Below are 13551 nucleotides of genomic sequence, written 5' to 3'. Positions count from 1 at the left end.
GAGCCGACCCACGTCGCCAGTGATCGAGGCACCGATGGACGGATCATAGAGCGAACGCTCGCTCTACTACTGGCAGATGTGTTGTCGTGACCCCCGGGCGCGGTAGCGGCTCGCCCTCGCGTCCGGGCCGGCCGTCAGGCGGATCGGTGGACATGCGTATTTGGCGTCCCGAAGTACAGCTGGGTTCGGGGTGTCGTTCAGTCCGCTGGTGTCGCTCACGGTCGCCCACGTCCGGCCCGAGCACATCCCGGATGCCAGCGGTATGGCGACGACAGTGCTGCAGTTCGGCTTCGTCGCCGGGGTGGCGGTCTTCGGCACCATCTACCAGGGGACCGGGCGGATCGCGAACCTTCGTAAACGAATAAATGACGGTCAGCTGTCGTCCAGGGGAGTGAATGCGCTCGAGACGCGCCCGTTGTGCACCATGAACGTCCAGCTGGTCAACCCGCGAGTCGTTCGCTGGTGCTGCTGTTCGGAATGATCGACTTGCGTGATCCGCAGGGCATTATGATCAACGCCGTTGATGTGATTTCGGTCGGCCTGTCCGAATTGCCCACGTAGCGGCATACCCAATCGGTTGCAGGAACTGCGATCACGCGTGGCACCCGGCACGTTGGGGGGCCGTGCACCCACGCCACTGCACGAACCGATGCACCACCCGAACCGAAAGGACCTACCGTGTCCCACCATCTGGATACCCCGCTGGCGGCGCAGACCGGGCAGCTGTTCCTCGATGATCTGTGTGTCTTCCGTGGCGAGGACAGCACCGTGTTCGTGATGGATGTGAACTCGACGGTCAACGGTCTGCATTCGGAGCCGAGTTTCCACTCCGAGGCCCGGTATGAGTTCAAGGTCCATCTCGAGGGTGCGGAGGTGGAGGAGCTGACCTTCCGGGTGTCGTTCGCCGATGCGGATGCCGAGGGGCGCCAGGCGTTGCAGTTGCACGAGCTGACCGGCGCCGACGCGCGCGAGGACGCGGCGACCGGGGAGCTGGTGCTGGAGGGCCGGACCGGGTCGAGCGCGGACGGGTCGGGGGTGCGGTTGTGGGCCGGACGGATCAAGGACTGGTTCTACATCGACCTGTCGTTGTTGGACATGGTGAACTCTGCGGTCCGCGGTGGCACGGTTCTGGACTTGTCGGGGTGGCAGCCGCGGGAGGCGAGGAACAGCTTCGCGGACACGACGGTGGACTCGATCGTGCTGGAGGTGTCGCACCGGCATCCGCAGCTGCGCCCGGGCGCGCAGATCGGGGTGTGGGCGGCGACGAAGCTGGCGACCGATGCTGGTGGGTGGCGGCAGATCAACCGGGCGGGGCATCCGATGATGTGGCCGATCTTCTGGCCCGATGATGTGCAGTTCGCTCTGGCGTCCAACACCCAGCACCCGTCGCAGGATGTCGAGTCCGACCGTCAGGAGGTCGCTGAGCACATTGCTGCGTCCGCGGCCGCGACCGGCACCGCCGCCGACCCGGCCGGTTATGGCCAGACGGTGGCGGCGGAGCTGTTCCCGGACGTGTTGTCCTACACCGTGGGTACGCCGGCGACCTACGGGTTCGCCGGCCGCAACGGGCGGACCTTGGCCGACAATGCCCCGGAGGTGATGCTGTCACTGGTCACCGGGGTCGCGGTGCCCTCCGGTCTGACCCCGGCCACCAACGAGCAGTTGCGCACGCCCGACTTCCCGTACGTCGTCCCGGCCTGATCCCGCCGCTCGGCCAGCCCCGGCGTCCTCGCAGAGGGCGTGGGTTCCTCGCAGATGCTGGGGGCCCTGCGAGGAGCACGCTCGCTCTGCGACGACGGTCCTGCCGGGCCGGCCGTACTAGAGCAGTGCGGGGATCACGTACCGCTCGACGAATGCGGCGGAGTCGACCTCCCGGTCCCGTCGGAGTGTGTTCTGGGTGATCACGAGCACCGTGGCGAGATCCGGCATCACGTAGATGAACTGGCCGCCGTATCCCCACGCGAAGTACATGTGGTGGCCGGCGATGGTGCGCGTCCACCATCCTTGCGAGTAGCCGGGACCCGAGCCGTTCTCCGTGGTCGTGGTGGTGGCGGCGGCCGTCACGGCCCACTCGGGGATCACGCGCGTCCCGTTGTGGATTCCGTCATCGAGGTAGAGGAGCCCGAACGTCGCCATCTCCCGGGTGTTCAGGTAGACGTTGTACCCGCCCGAGTAGATGCCTTGCGGGTCTCGTCCCCAGTGCTCGACGGTGATGCCGAGCGGTGTGAGGAGATTGTTCTCCGCGAACTGGCAGGTGCCCGTCTTGGTGGCCGCCTGGATCACCGCCGAAAGGACGTGTGTGTTGCCGCTGCTGTAGGTGAACACGGTCCCCGGTGTCGCGACGAGACCTTGGTCGAGTATCGCCCAGACCCAGTCGCTCTCCTTCTCGATCCGGTACTCCGTCCGATCCTCCGTCCACCTCAGCCCGGACCTCATCTCGATGAGGTTCCGGAGGGTGATCCTGTCCGCGTTCGGGTAGCCGGGCAGGTACCGGGACACCGTGTCGTCGAGGCTGTTGATGAACCCCTTCTCGATGGCGGTCGCAAGCACGGCCTGGAGGATGCTCTTCGACACGGAGTGGACGTTGTTGCTCTGGTCCATGCCCCCACTGTTGACGTAGCGCTCGTAGGCGAACCGGCCGTGGCGCACGACCGCCACGCTCTGCACGGAGTTGTTGCCGGCCAGGGCGCTCACTCCCGCATCGAGCCTCGCGCCGTCGATGCCTTCGGCTTCCGGGGTCGACATCGTCGCGCCGGACGCGACGTCGCCGCGGTCGGTGTACGTCGGGTTGTTCTCGTAGAAGGTGTTCCCGGATCGCTGCCGGGCGCCGTTGCAGCCGTCCTCCCGGGGCGGACCCGACGAGCAGGCCGCCATCGCGAGAAGCACGATCGACGCCGTGGCGACGAGCCGCACGGCGGGCCCGCGGCCGCCGCTCATCGAACGATGCCCGGTGGCGGCCGGCCGGGCCGGGCGGGTCGGTTTCCGTGCTTCGGCGGGGCGCAGATCATCACGGTCCCATCAGTGAGTCGACCAGGTCGCAGCCCAGGTCGTAACGGATGCCGTCGGGATTCGTCAGGCCGTTGCTCCGGTACCACTCCTGCGACGCTTCGGGGTGCGGGCCGGACAGGCCGACCTTCCCGCGCCCGAACGGCGCCACGAGCGCGGCGATCTCGCCGTTGCTCGCATACCTGGCGAGGACGGCAACGCCGGAGCCCGATGCCGGTGGCGTCAGAACCGTGCCGTCCTGGAAGAACATGTGCCGCCGCACTCCGCGCCAGTCGACCGCGACAACGGTGTCGCGGCTCGTCCGCACGTCGGCTCCGGCCGAGGTGATGAACTGGTCGGTGTCCGGGAGGAACCCGAAGCCCGCCCACGTACCGGCCAGGTAGGCGCCCATGCAGATACCGAGGTAACGGCCGCCCGACTGCGTGTAGTCGATGATGGCCGGAGCGAACCGCTTCATCTGGCGGAATGCTCGCTTGACGCTGTTGCCGCCTCCTGGTTGCGCATAGAGGACGGCGGAGTCCAGCACCTCCCTGGTGAGCGGAAGTGCCTCGCGCGGGCCGACATAGGCGATGTCGAGGTCGTGCCCGGAGGCGCGGAGCAGGGCGGCCACCTCCTCCGCGCACCCCTCGCAGGCCGCGGGACCGCGGTACACCAGAGCCAGAGCGCTCATCCCACACCTCCTTCCACCCGCGACGTGGGAATGCCCTGCCACCAGGTGCGTTCCTCGATCGCTTCCCCCTTCATCACGAGCGAGAGCGGCCCGATGACGGCGCCTCGGCGGACTTCCGAGTCGTAGAGCACCACGCTCATGTTGCCGATCGACGCCTCGTCCGCGATCGTGAGCGCCGACGACTTGAAGACGCGGTCCTCGAAGAGATGGTTCTGCATGACGGCCCCGTGGTTCAACGCGACGTGGTCGCCGATGTCGACGAGGTCGAACTCCGAGAACAGCGTTGTCGCGATGTAGGTGTGACGTCCGATCCGGCAGCCCATCATGCGGAGGAACGCGGCGATGAACGGGGTGCCGAGCATCGTCGACGCCACGGGTGCGAACACCGACTCGAACGCCCCGTTCACCATCTCGTTCAGCCACACGTACCGGCACCAGAGCGGCCGGATCTCCGGGCGGTACGTTCCCATGACGCATTTCTTGAGCAACGCGACGGCCGCCGCCGCCGCGATTCCCAGAGCGAGCCCGATCAACGGTGCCACCGCGACCATCACCGCCACCCCGGCCGCTCGGTACACCAGGAACAGGCTCAGTACCGATGCCGTCAAGGTGAGCAGCCCGAGATAGGCGGGGATCAGGATCCGGAGCCCGTCGATGACGGCGCGCTCCGCGTAGAGCCTGGCGGTGGGACGGAATATGGTCTTCTCGTCGAAGTTGCCCACCTTGATCCGATGGGTCAAGGGGAACGACGGCGAGCCCAGCCACTCGCTGCCGTCGGGGGTGCGCGGACCGGCGGGCGGAATCGACTGGACGCCCAGCAGGCAGCCGTCTCCCACGCTGTTGCCCACCGGCACGACAGCGCCGTTGCCGATGAAGCTGCGCCGTCCGATGCGGTTGACGTCGATCTGGAAGACACCCAGGTGCGTCCGGCGCCCACCGATGATCGCGCCGTCCGCGAAGAAGCTCTCCGGGCCGATGTCGACCAGTTCGGGCGCGACCGACCAGACGGTGGAGATCTCCGCACGACGTCCGATCCTGGCGCCGAGCAGCCGCAGGAACGGCGGCAGGTAGAGGGTCGTGTACACCGGCAGCATGAGGCCCCGCGTCACGCCCATCAGGCCGTCGGACGCCCACTTCCGCAGGTAGGCCCCGCTCAGTACCGAGTACGTGCCCGGCCGGATCCCGCGCAGGAGCAGCCTCTTCACAGCGGCGATGTAGAAGCAGGAGAAGATGATCCCCACCGGTACCGAGCCCACCAGCGTCAAAGCTCCGACGACCACGCCGCCGCGGGTGAACGCGAACCAGTAGGCGAGCAGGAACCCGACAGCCGGAGGCAGGCTCACGAGCGCCAGGAGGTCCGTCAGCACCACGTGTGCGAGCCCGAAGAGCGCCCGCCGGCCCGTCGACTGGCGCGGGTCGGGACGTTCCGCGGGCAGGCTCACCTCCGCCTTCCGGGCCGGCGACCCCTGGCGCCCCTCACCGGCAGGTATCTCCTCGCCGTCGCCCAGCAGCGACTGGTCGTCGAGGCTGCTCCCGTCGCCCATCCGGACGTCGAGGCCCAGCGCGGAGTGGATGCCGACGAAACACCGGCTCCCGATCCGCACCTCGCCCAGCCGCAACATCCCGCCCTCGACCCGGTAACCGAGCATCTGGGTGTCGGCGCCGATGCTCGTGTCCGCTCCGATCGAGACGAGGTCCCAGGCGAAGCATTGCCCCGAGTTGAGCGTGCAGCGCGGCCCGACGCGGGCGCCCATCAACCGGAAGTAGACGGGCAGGAGCGGGGTGCCCACCAGTGCCCCGGCACCGCTGAGCGCAGTCAGCCTGGCCACGAGCCACCAGCGGAGGTAGTAGAAGCCCCACAGCTTGTGTTCTCCCGGCCGGTAGCGGCCGATCAGCACCCACTTCGCCGCTATCGAGACCAGGAGCAGGATCGGCCAGGTGATGATCGGGACGACGACGAACGCCATGACGAGGAGCCGGACCGTCGACACCGTTCCCTGGATCCAGCCCAGGGCCAGCAGGAAGACGACGGTGGTCGGGATCATCACCGGCGCCGACAGTACGTACATCGACATCGCCTGCGCACCGACGGTGGTCCACCGCTGCCGTCGAGGCGTCGACTCGAAGACCTCCCGGCTCGAGGTCATCGCCGGTGCCACTCCCGCCGGGCTCTCCCCGGCCCGGGCCAGTTCGTCGAGCCGGGCGGCGAGCAGTTGCACGGTCGGATGCGCGTAGGCATCCCGGACGGCGACCGGCAGCCCGGTCCGTTCCCGCAGCGTGGTCACCATCTGAGCGGCGACCAGGGAATGTCCGCCGAGAGCCAGGAAGAAGTCGTCGGCCACGGACGTCACGTCGATGCCGAGGACACCGGTCCAGACCTCGGCGACGAGATGCTCCCGCTCGTTCTGCGGCGCGACGACGGTGCCGGAGACCCGGACGAGGGGGGTGACAGGGTCCGGCAGGTTCTTCCGGTCCACCTTCCCGCTGGTCGTCCGCGGGAGTTCGGGAAGGACGTCGAGAGAGCTGGGGATCATGTACGCCGGCAGCCTCGACTCCAGCAGCGAGAGCACCGCGCCGGGTTCGAGCGCGGCGGCGGGCCGGCTCAGTACGACGTACGCCGCGAGCTCGTCCAGGCCGGCGTGGGAGACCATGCGTACGCCTGCCGAGCGGACGTCGTCGAGCTCGGTCAGGACGTTCTCGATCTCGGACAGCTCCACCCGGTAGCCGCGGATCTTGACCTGCCCGTCGAGACGGCCGAGGAACTCGAGATCGCCGTGCTCGCTCCAGCGGGCCAGATCGCCCGTGCGGTAGCAGCGCTGCACCGGGTCCTGGCCCATGGTGTCGTCGATGACGGTGAGGAACTTCTCCTCGGTCATCGCCGGTTCGTTGAGATACCCGCGGGCCAGCGTGGCGCCGGAGATGAGCAGCTCGCCGGCGACGCCTGGCGGGACGGGATCGAGGTTCTCGTCGACGATGCGGACCTCGTAACCCCCGAGTGGCCGACCGATGGTGACGGGCCGGCCGCGCACGCATGCGAACGCCGTGGTGTTCACCGTCGCCTCGGTGGGCCCGTACACGTTCAGGACCTGCGTGTCGTCTCCTGCCCAGGTGTCCACGAGCCGTGGCGGACAGACCTCCCCGCTCAGCACGACGGTTCGCAGGTTCGGCACCGGGGCCGCGATCGTCGACAGCAGGGTCGGGACGGTCGAGAAGTAGGTGACGCCGAGGGCGCGCAGGTACTCGCCGAGCTCGTCCCCGAAGCGCGGTGCGTCGGCGGTGGGCACGACCAGCGTCGACCCGTTCGAGAAGGCCATCCACATCTCCTCGACCGAGCCGTCGAAGCTCAGCGAGAAGCCCTGGTAGACGCGGTCCGTGGTGGTCGTACCGCAGACCTCGTTGAAGGCCGAGACGAAGCGGGTGGCGTGCTGGTGCTCGGTCATCACGCCCTTGGGCCGCCCGGTGGAGCCGGAGGTGTAGATGACGTAGGCGAGGTCCCGCGGTGATGCGCCGGTCTCGGCGCGCGTGAGTCTCGACGCCGGCAGGTCGTCCCGGCCGAGACAGTCCTCGACCTCGATCAGCCGCTCGGCCCCGAGGAGCTCCGCGCCGCGCGAGGACAGCGCACGGTCGGTCAGGCAGAGCAGCAGCCGGGCCTCTCCGTCGATGTAGCGCACGCGCTCCGGCGGGTAGGTCGGGTCGATCGGGATGTACGCGGCGCCTGCTTTCAGGCAACCGAGAACGGCGATGATCGGCAGCTCGGAACGATGGGAGTAGATCCCGACGAACGCGCCGGGCCCTGCACCGCGCTGCCGGAGCACGCGCGCGAGGCGGTTCGCCTCGGCGTCGAGCTGCGCGTAGCTCAGGCTCCGGCCTCCGCACACGAGCGCCGTCAGGTCGGGAGTCGCGTCCGCCTGTGCCTCGAAGAGCTCGTGCAGGCAGACAGCCTCCCCGAGCACCGCTCGGCTCGCCGGCTCCAGGGCGAGGGTGTCGTGCGTACCGGATGTCATGGTCGGCGCCGTCAGCTCGTGCATGCCGGGGCACCCGCCATCGCCGGGCTCCGGTCGGTGGCCGGGAACTCCCGACGCCACCACATCTGCCCCGATCCGGGGAGGGACCTGATCGGGTCGAAGTACTCGTAGAGCCGGTACGCCGCAGCCGGGTCGTCGGCCTCGATGCTGGTCAGGTAGTTCTTCGTCCAGTGGGACACGCCGCGGGTGCGGTCATAGCCCGTCAGCTGGTGCACCCAGCGTTTACCGAGGTACGGAACGTCGCAGACGATCCGCGGTGTCGCGAAGCCCGGCAGGTAGCCCATGATCTGGTCCTGGATCTCCTGGGCCTCCCACACGGCCAGGCGCCAGTGCTCCGAGTTCGGGATCATGTCGCACATGTAGAAGTAGTACGGAATGACTCCCGCTTCATCGAGGAGGGCGAAGCACAGATCGAGGAGCTGGTCGGGCGAGTCGTTGACGTTCCGCATCAGCACCCCCTGGTTGCGGACATCGCGGATCCCGGTCTCGAGCATCGTTTTCGCGGCCCGGGCGAACAGGGGCGTCACCGACTGCGCCGTGTTGACGTGGGTGTGGATCGCGATGTTGACGCCGCGCCGGCGGGCGAGCGTTGCCACCCGTTCCATCCCGCGGACGATGTCGTCCTGCAGCCAATGCTGGGGGAGGCCCATCAGCGCCTTGGTGGCGAGCCGGATGTCCCGGATGGAGTCGATGGCGAGCAGGCGGGTCAGGAAGTCCTCCAACAGCCGCCACGGCACGTTCGCCACGTCGCCACCCGACACGACGACGTCACGGATCTGCGGCGACCGCTGCAGGTGGTCGATGATTCCGTCGAGGCGGGCCGGTTGCTTCGTCTCCAGCTTCAGCTTGCTGAACTGGATCGTCGAGGTGCCGACCAGGTCCATCCTCGTGCAGTGCCCGCAGTACTGCGGGCAGGTCGCGAGCAGTTCGGCCAGCACCTTGGTGGGATAGCGCTGGGTGAGGCCTTCGACGAGCCACATCTCCTTCTCGTGCAGCGAGTCCCGGGTCGCATGTGGATGGCTCGGCCACTCACGGTCCCGGTCGGAGGCCACCGGCAACATGTAGCGACGCACCGGGTCGGCGTAGACGGCGTCGAGATCCGGGACGCGGCCGGGCACGATCGTGTTGACCATCTGGGGCGGGATGAGCAGCGACATGGTGGCCGACTCGGCCTGGTCGTGCTCCAGATCCCGGTAGAACGTCTCGGGTATGAGGTCGCCGTACACGTCGCGCAACTGCCGGAGGTTCTTGACGCAGTGCGCCCGTTGCCACTGGGCGGACTCCCACTCGCTGCGGGTCACGTCGCGCCAGCCGGGAAGGCGCGTCCAGTCCGGCTCGACCAGTTCGCGGCGACGATACTGGTACGGCTGGGCGGCGAGGCGGTTGCCGATCTCGGGCCCGGCCAGCCCGGTCGGAAGGAAGTTCTGTTCGATAGTCATCAATACTCCGTCGCAGCAGTTCGTGCGGTGGCCAGACACCGCATGAGCGGTGTCGGGGAGGTCGGTGCCGGTTACGGGATCGGGACGGGCCGCTTCGCGTGCCTGGCCCTCTCCTTCGGCACGCGGCGCTCGGCCAGAGGCCGGCGGGGGAACTGAGCCGCGCTGAACGGCACGCCGGCCTCGGCGAGGTCGGCAGCGACCGCGGCGACCTGGTCCCCCGTCGGTGGGGGGAGCGGCAGCCGCGTGGTGCCCACGTCGCGCCAGCTGAGGCCGACGGCCAGTTTCCCGAAGACGGCGCCACCGACCAGGCGCATCGCCCGGTGCAGCGGGAACAGTGCGACGTGCGTGGCGCGGGCGGCCTCGACATCACCGTCGGTGAAGGCGTCGTGCATCGTCCGGAGCCGGTCCGCCGCGACGTGTCCGAGCACGCTGACGAAGCCCACTGCGCCGAGTGCGAGGAACGGGAGATTCAACGGATCGTCACCGGAGTAGTAGTGCAAGCCGCTCCGGGAGACCATCTCCGCGCAGAAGTGCAGATCGTTTCGCGCATCCTTGATCGCGACGATCCGCGGATGCGCCGCGAGCGTGCACAACGTGTCCGCCTCGAACGCAACGGCGGTGCGTGGCGGGATGTCGTACAGCATCACGGGTAGCTCGGTCGCGTCGGCGACAGCGGTGAAATGCGCGATCAGCCCACACTGTGGTGGCCGCGAGTAGTACGGCGTGACAACGAGCAGCCCGTGGGCGCCGGCCGCCGCGGCCTGCCGGGCCAACCGTTTGCTGTGCTCGGTGTCGTAGGTTCCGACTCCCGCAATCACCGTCGCCCGGTCTCCGACTGCGGCGACGACGGTTCGGATGAGCGCCGCTTTCTCCGCGTCGGACGTCGTCGGGGCCTCACCGGTGGTTCCGTTGACGATGAGCCCGTCGTTGCCCGAGTCGACGAGGTGGGTTGCCAGGCCGGCGGCGCACTCGAGGTCGAGGGCGCGGCCGTCCGGGGTGAACGGCGTGACCATTGCCGTCAGCACATGACCGAACGGATTCACGGGCCCGCCGCGCCCCACCGTCGGGCCGTCGCTGAAGCCAGGGATCACTGAAGATGCTGTGGTGCGCATGATTCGAACTCCCTTCGTGCCTCAGAACCGGTCCGACTCGCGTAGGTGTCGCGGTCCTCGGTCGGGGTGGCGTAGTGCCCGTTCTGCAGCCCGAAGAGGTCATGGAGCAGCCGGACTGCGTGATGGACCGCGTCGGTGCGGATGAGGAAGCAGACGCGGGACGGCGCACTGGTGACCATCTGCGGCTCGATGCCGTGGCACTCCAGCGCCAGCATCGCTTGAGCCGTGACATCCGGTCGTCGCGCGATTCCGGCACTGACCAGGCTGACGGAGCCGAACTCGTTGTGGACATCCACGCCGACACCGGCGAGCGACAGCGCTGCGACGACCGCGGCGTCCTCGGAATCCGGAGCGGTGAACCGGAGGGACTGACCGTCGCGGCCGATCGTGCCTATCGCCACGCCGCGATGTGCCAGAGCCGCGGTGATCGCGGCAGGAGAGACGTCCCGGACGGCGTACAACGTCTCCCGTTCCCGGTGGGCCACTCCCGTGACGACCGCGGTTTCGAACAAGGGTTCCTCCTCGAGGATCCAGGTGCCCACGTCGGTCGTGAAGCTTGATCGAACGTGGATGTCGACGTCATGAGCAGCGGCAAGTTCGACGGCACGCGGTTGCAGCACCGCGGCACCCGCCGCTGCGAACTGCAACATCGTTTCTCTGCTGACCGCCGGGAGCTTCCGTGCGTCCGGCACGAGCCGGGGATCAGCGGTGAAGACGCCAGGGACGTCGGTGAAGATGTCGCACTCGCTCAGTCCGAGGGCGGCCGCGACCGCCACTGCCGAGGTGTCGGAGCCGCCGCGGCCCAGCGTGGTCACGTCGCCTGCCGGCGAGATGCCCTGATATCCCGTCACCATTACCGCAGCCCCGGTGTCGAGCGCGTCGAGGATGCGTCGGGGATAGAGATCGGCCAGTTGCGCGTTTCCGTGCTGACCATCGGTGTGGATACCCGCCTGAGGTCCCGTGAGCGAGACCGCGTGTGACCCCAGATCGTTCACCGCCATCGACGCCAGTGCGCACGAGATGCACTCGCCGACGGAGAGCAGGACGTCCAGTTCACGCAGTAACGGCCGCTCCGACATCGTGTAGGCCATGGTGACCAGGTCGTTGGTCGAGCTACCCATTGCGGACAGCACGGCCACCACCTTGAGGCCGTCCCGTTGGGCGACCACGATGCGTTCGGCGGCAGCGCGGAGCCGAGCCGGGTCGGCCACCGACGTTCCGCCGAATTTCCACACGACGATCGAACTCTGCGGACCGACAGCTCGCCGGTCGTTCGCGAAGCGTGGATATACGTCCTGAATTACAACGGTCGAGCTCCCATCGGCCTCACCGACTGTGCTCGGTGAGTAACGCACTCCAGTACCGGCTGACAGGGAATGGTCGCCTTCTGTAGTCACCACCGAATTCGCGTCGGAGTTCTTCGTCGCCTCTCGATCAGCGGTTTCCATGGAGTCCCCTGGCATGCTTGGTGGACGGATGCATCCGGGCTGGCCACGAGATCGTCGCGGCGACGTAACTTCTTGTGATGAAGTCGATACTCGACGTCATTACGGGAATGTGACCAGGCGGCGGAGATTCGAAACTCGCGCGGCGCTATTGGTCGACAGTTGCCGATGGATGACTCGTAGGTGGATGGATCTGAGGTGAGGAGCATCGGTTAAGTCGTTCGATTTCGCAAGTCCCTCGGGCGGATTGGCCGCTCCCGACAACTCCGGCGATCACGGGATCACCGTCCGCGGGCCAACGACCATGATTCCTCCCGGCGAGCCGATCTGTTCAGCACCTTCGAGTGCGCGGCGCGCACTCGTTCTTGCCCGTGCTGCGGGGCGTGGCCCGCTGCCGGCCGTAGGAACTCGTGGATCCGTAGGCCGTAATAGAGACGCCGAGGGGAGTCGTGGGGCCGACTGCGAGCGTTTCGCGATTACGGAGCGTTCACCCGCTCGGCCGTCAGGGCAAACGCGATCAACCCGAATGCGAGAAAGTTCCACAGAAAATGACGATTATGGCCGAGGTGCTGGTTCCATCAGGTGAAGATCGGCCAATAACCACACGCCCTGTTCACGCTGGGTAGCACGACTGCAGTACCGGTTACGGACTGTCGCCATCGCTTCGCCCCTCGACCGCCGGAATGCAAGGAGGGCTGGATAGTGGGCAATCACCCATTTGCACTGCCTGTCCGTCGTGGACGGCGGTCTGCGGGCGTCCTAACGCACCGCGTCCTCATCGGCATACAGGCGCATGATCCCCATGGCCCCCGCCAGCCGCGGGCGCGGGCGCGACATGGACACATGTCGCGGAATATGGGGCGGTAGGACCGCGACATGTGTCCATGTCATCTTCGTGGTGAGCGAGAAGGAGTGTCATCAATGGTTGCGAGCAACCTGTTCCTCGTCCCGGGCGGTGGCGGCGTGGGCCGCGACGTCCTCGACCAGTTGCTCGCATGGGAACTACCGGTGCGTGCCCTGGTCCGACGCGACGATGGGCGTGCCGATGAGTTGCGCGGGCTCGGCGCGGAGGTGGTCGTCGGTGATTTCACCCGGCCCGAGAGTGTCGCGGCCGCGCTCGAGGGCGTCGGGCGAATGTACTTCGGGATGAGCGTGTCGCCGGATCATCTGCTGGCGGCGACCGTCGTGGCCACGGTGGCCCGCGAGCTCGGGAGGCTCGACGTCGTGGTGGACTTGTCGCAGATGACGGTGTCGCAGATGACCGCCACCAGCACCGCGGAGTCCCACCATCAGCGGCTGCACTGGCTGGCCGAGCAGGTATTCGACTGGTCGGGCCTGCCGGTGGTGCACGTACGCCCGACGACGTTCCTCGACAACCCCCTCTTCACCACGCTGGCGGCGCGGACGATCCGGCAGAACGGCACTCTCGCGTTGCCCTTCGGCACGGGCCGCACCTCACCGGTCGCCGGGGCCGACGTCGCACGGGTGGTGGCGACCGTGCTCCGCGACCCGGCACCGCACGTCGGTCAGGTCTACGAGCTGACCGGACCTCGGACACAGGACATGAACGGGGTGGCCGAGGAGTTCACGAGAGCACTCGGTCGGACGGTGTCGTACGTGGACGTTCCGCTGGACCGGTGGCTCACCGAGGTGCTCGCGCAGGCGGGTCTGCCTCCGCACACCGAGCAGCACATCGCGACCATGGCCCGGTTGCACCGGGAGAATCGCTACGACCGCGCGAGCAACGATGTCGAGCGCGTGACCGGTGTCCCCGCCCAGACGGTCGAGGCGTTCGTGGCCGTGCGCAAGGACTTCTACCTCGGCTGATACCGGTCCGACGGGCTTGCGTCGCTC

9 protein-coding genes are annotated in these 13551 nt (G+C 67.9%); 3 read left to right on the top strand and 6 right to left on the bottom strand.

From position 1 onward, the window contains the following. The first annotated feature begins 208 nt into the window (after positions 1 to 208). Together ACQPZA_RS27010 and ACQPZA_RS27005 are read left to right on the top strand one after the other, a co-directional pair. Positions 209 to 481, top strand: coding sequence for a hypothetical protein (locus ACQPZA_RS27010; protein WP_433274973.1), 273 nt, complete (start codon positions 209 to 211; stop codon positions 479 to 481). A gap of 197 nt (positions 482 to 678) precedes the next feature. Continuing rightward, positions 679 to 1701 carry a DUF4331 family protein gene (locus tag ACQPZA_RS27005; RefSeq protein ID WP_433274971.1) on the top strand — a complete coding sequence of 341 codons (1023 nt, stop codon included), beginning with the start codon at positions 679 to 681 and terminating at the stop codon, positions 1699 to 1701. A 117-nt stretch (positions 1702 to 1818) separates the two neighbouring features. Here ACQPZA_RS27005 and ACQPZA_RS27000 read toward each other — a convergent pair whose 3' ends face one another. The 6 genes from ACQPZA_RS27000 to ACQPZA_RS26975 all read right to left on the bottom strand — a co-directional run bounded on the left by ACQPZA_RS27000 (position 1819) and on the right by ACQPZA_RS26975 (position 11700). Further along, positions 1819 to 2937: a serine hydrolase domain-containing protein gene (locus ACQPZA_RS27000; protein WP_433274969.1), complete on the bottom strand. Its 1119-nt coding sequence runs from the start codon at positions 2935 to 2937 to the stop codon at positions 1819 to 1821. A gap of 70 nt (positions 2938 to 3007) precedes the next feature. After that, positions 3008 to 3676, bottom strand: coding sequence for a BPL-N domain-containing protein (locus ACQPZA_RS26995; protein WP_433274967.1), 669 nt, complete (start codon positions 3674 to 3676; stop codon positions 3008 to 3010). After that, positions 3673 to 7704, bottom strand: coding sequence for a Pls/PosA family non-ribosomal peptide synthetase (locus ACQPZA_RS26990; RefSeq protein ID WP_433274965.1), 4032 nt, complete (start codon positions 7702 to 7704; stop codon positions 3673 to 3675). The genes ACQPZA_RS26995 and ACQPZA_RS26990 overlap by 4 nt, the downstream gene beginning before the upstream one ends. After that, positions 7692 to 9140 (bottom strand): KamA family radical SAM protein, encoded by a 1449-nt coding sequence (locus ACQPZA_RS26985; protein ID WP_433274963.1) that lies wholly within the window; start codon positions 9138 to 9140, stop codon positions 7692 to 7694. The genes ACQPZA_RS26990 and ACQPZA_RS26985 overlap by 13 nt, the downstream gene beginning before the upstream one ends. A gap of 71 nt (positions 9141 to 9211) precedes the next feature. Continuing rightward, positions 9212 to 10252, bottom strand: coding sequence for a 4-hydroxy-tetrahydrodipicolinate synthase (gene dapA / locus ACQPZA_RS26980; RefSeq protein WP_433274961.1), 1041 nt, complete (start codon positions 10250 to 10252; stop codon positions 9212 to 9214). Continuing rightward, on the bottom strand, positions 10228 to 11700 hold the full coding sequence (locus ACQPZA_RS26975) for an aspartate kinase (protein ID WP_433274959.1): 1473 nt from the start codon (positions 11698 to 11700) through the stop codon (positions 10228 to 10230). The genes dapA and ACQPZA_RS26975 overlap by 25 nt, the downstream gene beginning before the upstream one ends. A 918-nt stretch (positions 11701 to 12618) precedes the next feature. Between ACQPZA_RS26975 and ACQPZA_RS26970 the strand changes: the two genes are divergently transcribed. Beyond that, on the top strand, positions 12619 to 13524 hold the full coding sequence (locus ACQPZA_RS26970; protein WP_433274957.1) for an NAD(P)H-binding protein: 906 nt from the start codon (positions 12619 to 12621) through the stop codon (positions 13522 to 13524). Positions 13525 to 13551: the final 27 nt, after the last annotated feature.

The sequence above is a fragment of the Pseudonocardia xinjiangensis genome, assembly GCF_050948425.1.
Classification (GTDB): domain Bacteria; phylum Actinomycetota; class Actinomycetes; order Mycobacteriales; family Pseudonocardiaceae; genus Pseudonocardia; species Pseudonocardia xinjiangensis.
Note: the sequence above shows the minus strand (reverse complement) of the source record. Positions and strands in the feature narration are given on the sequence as shown.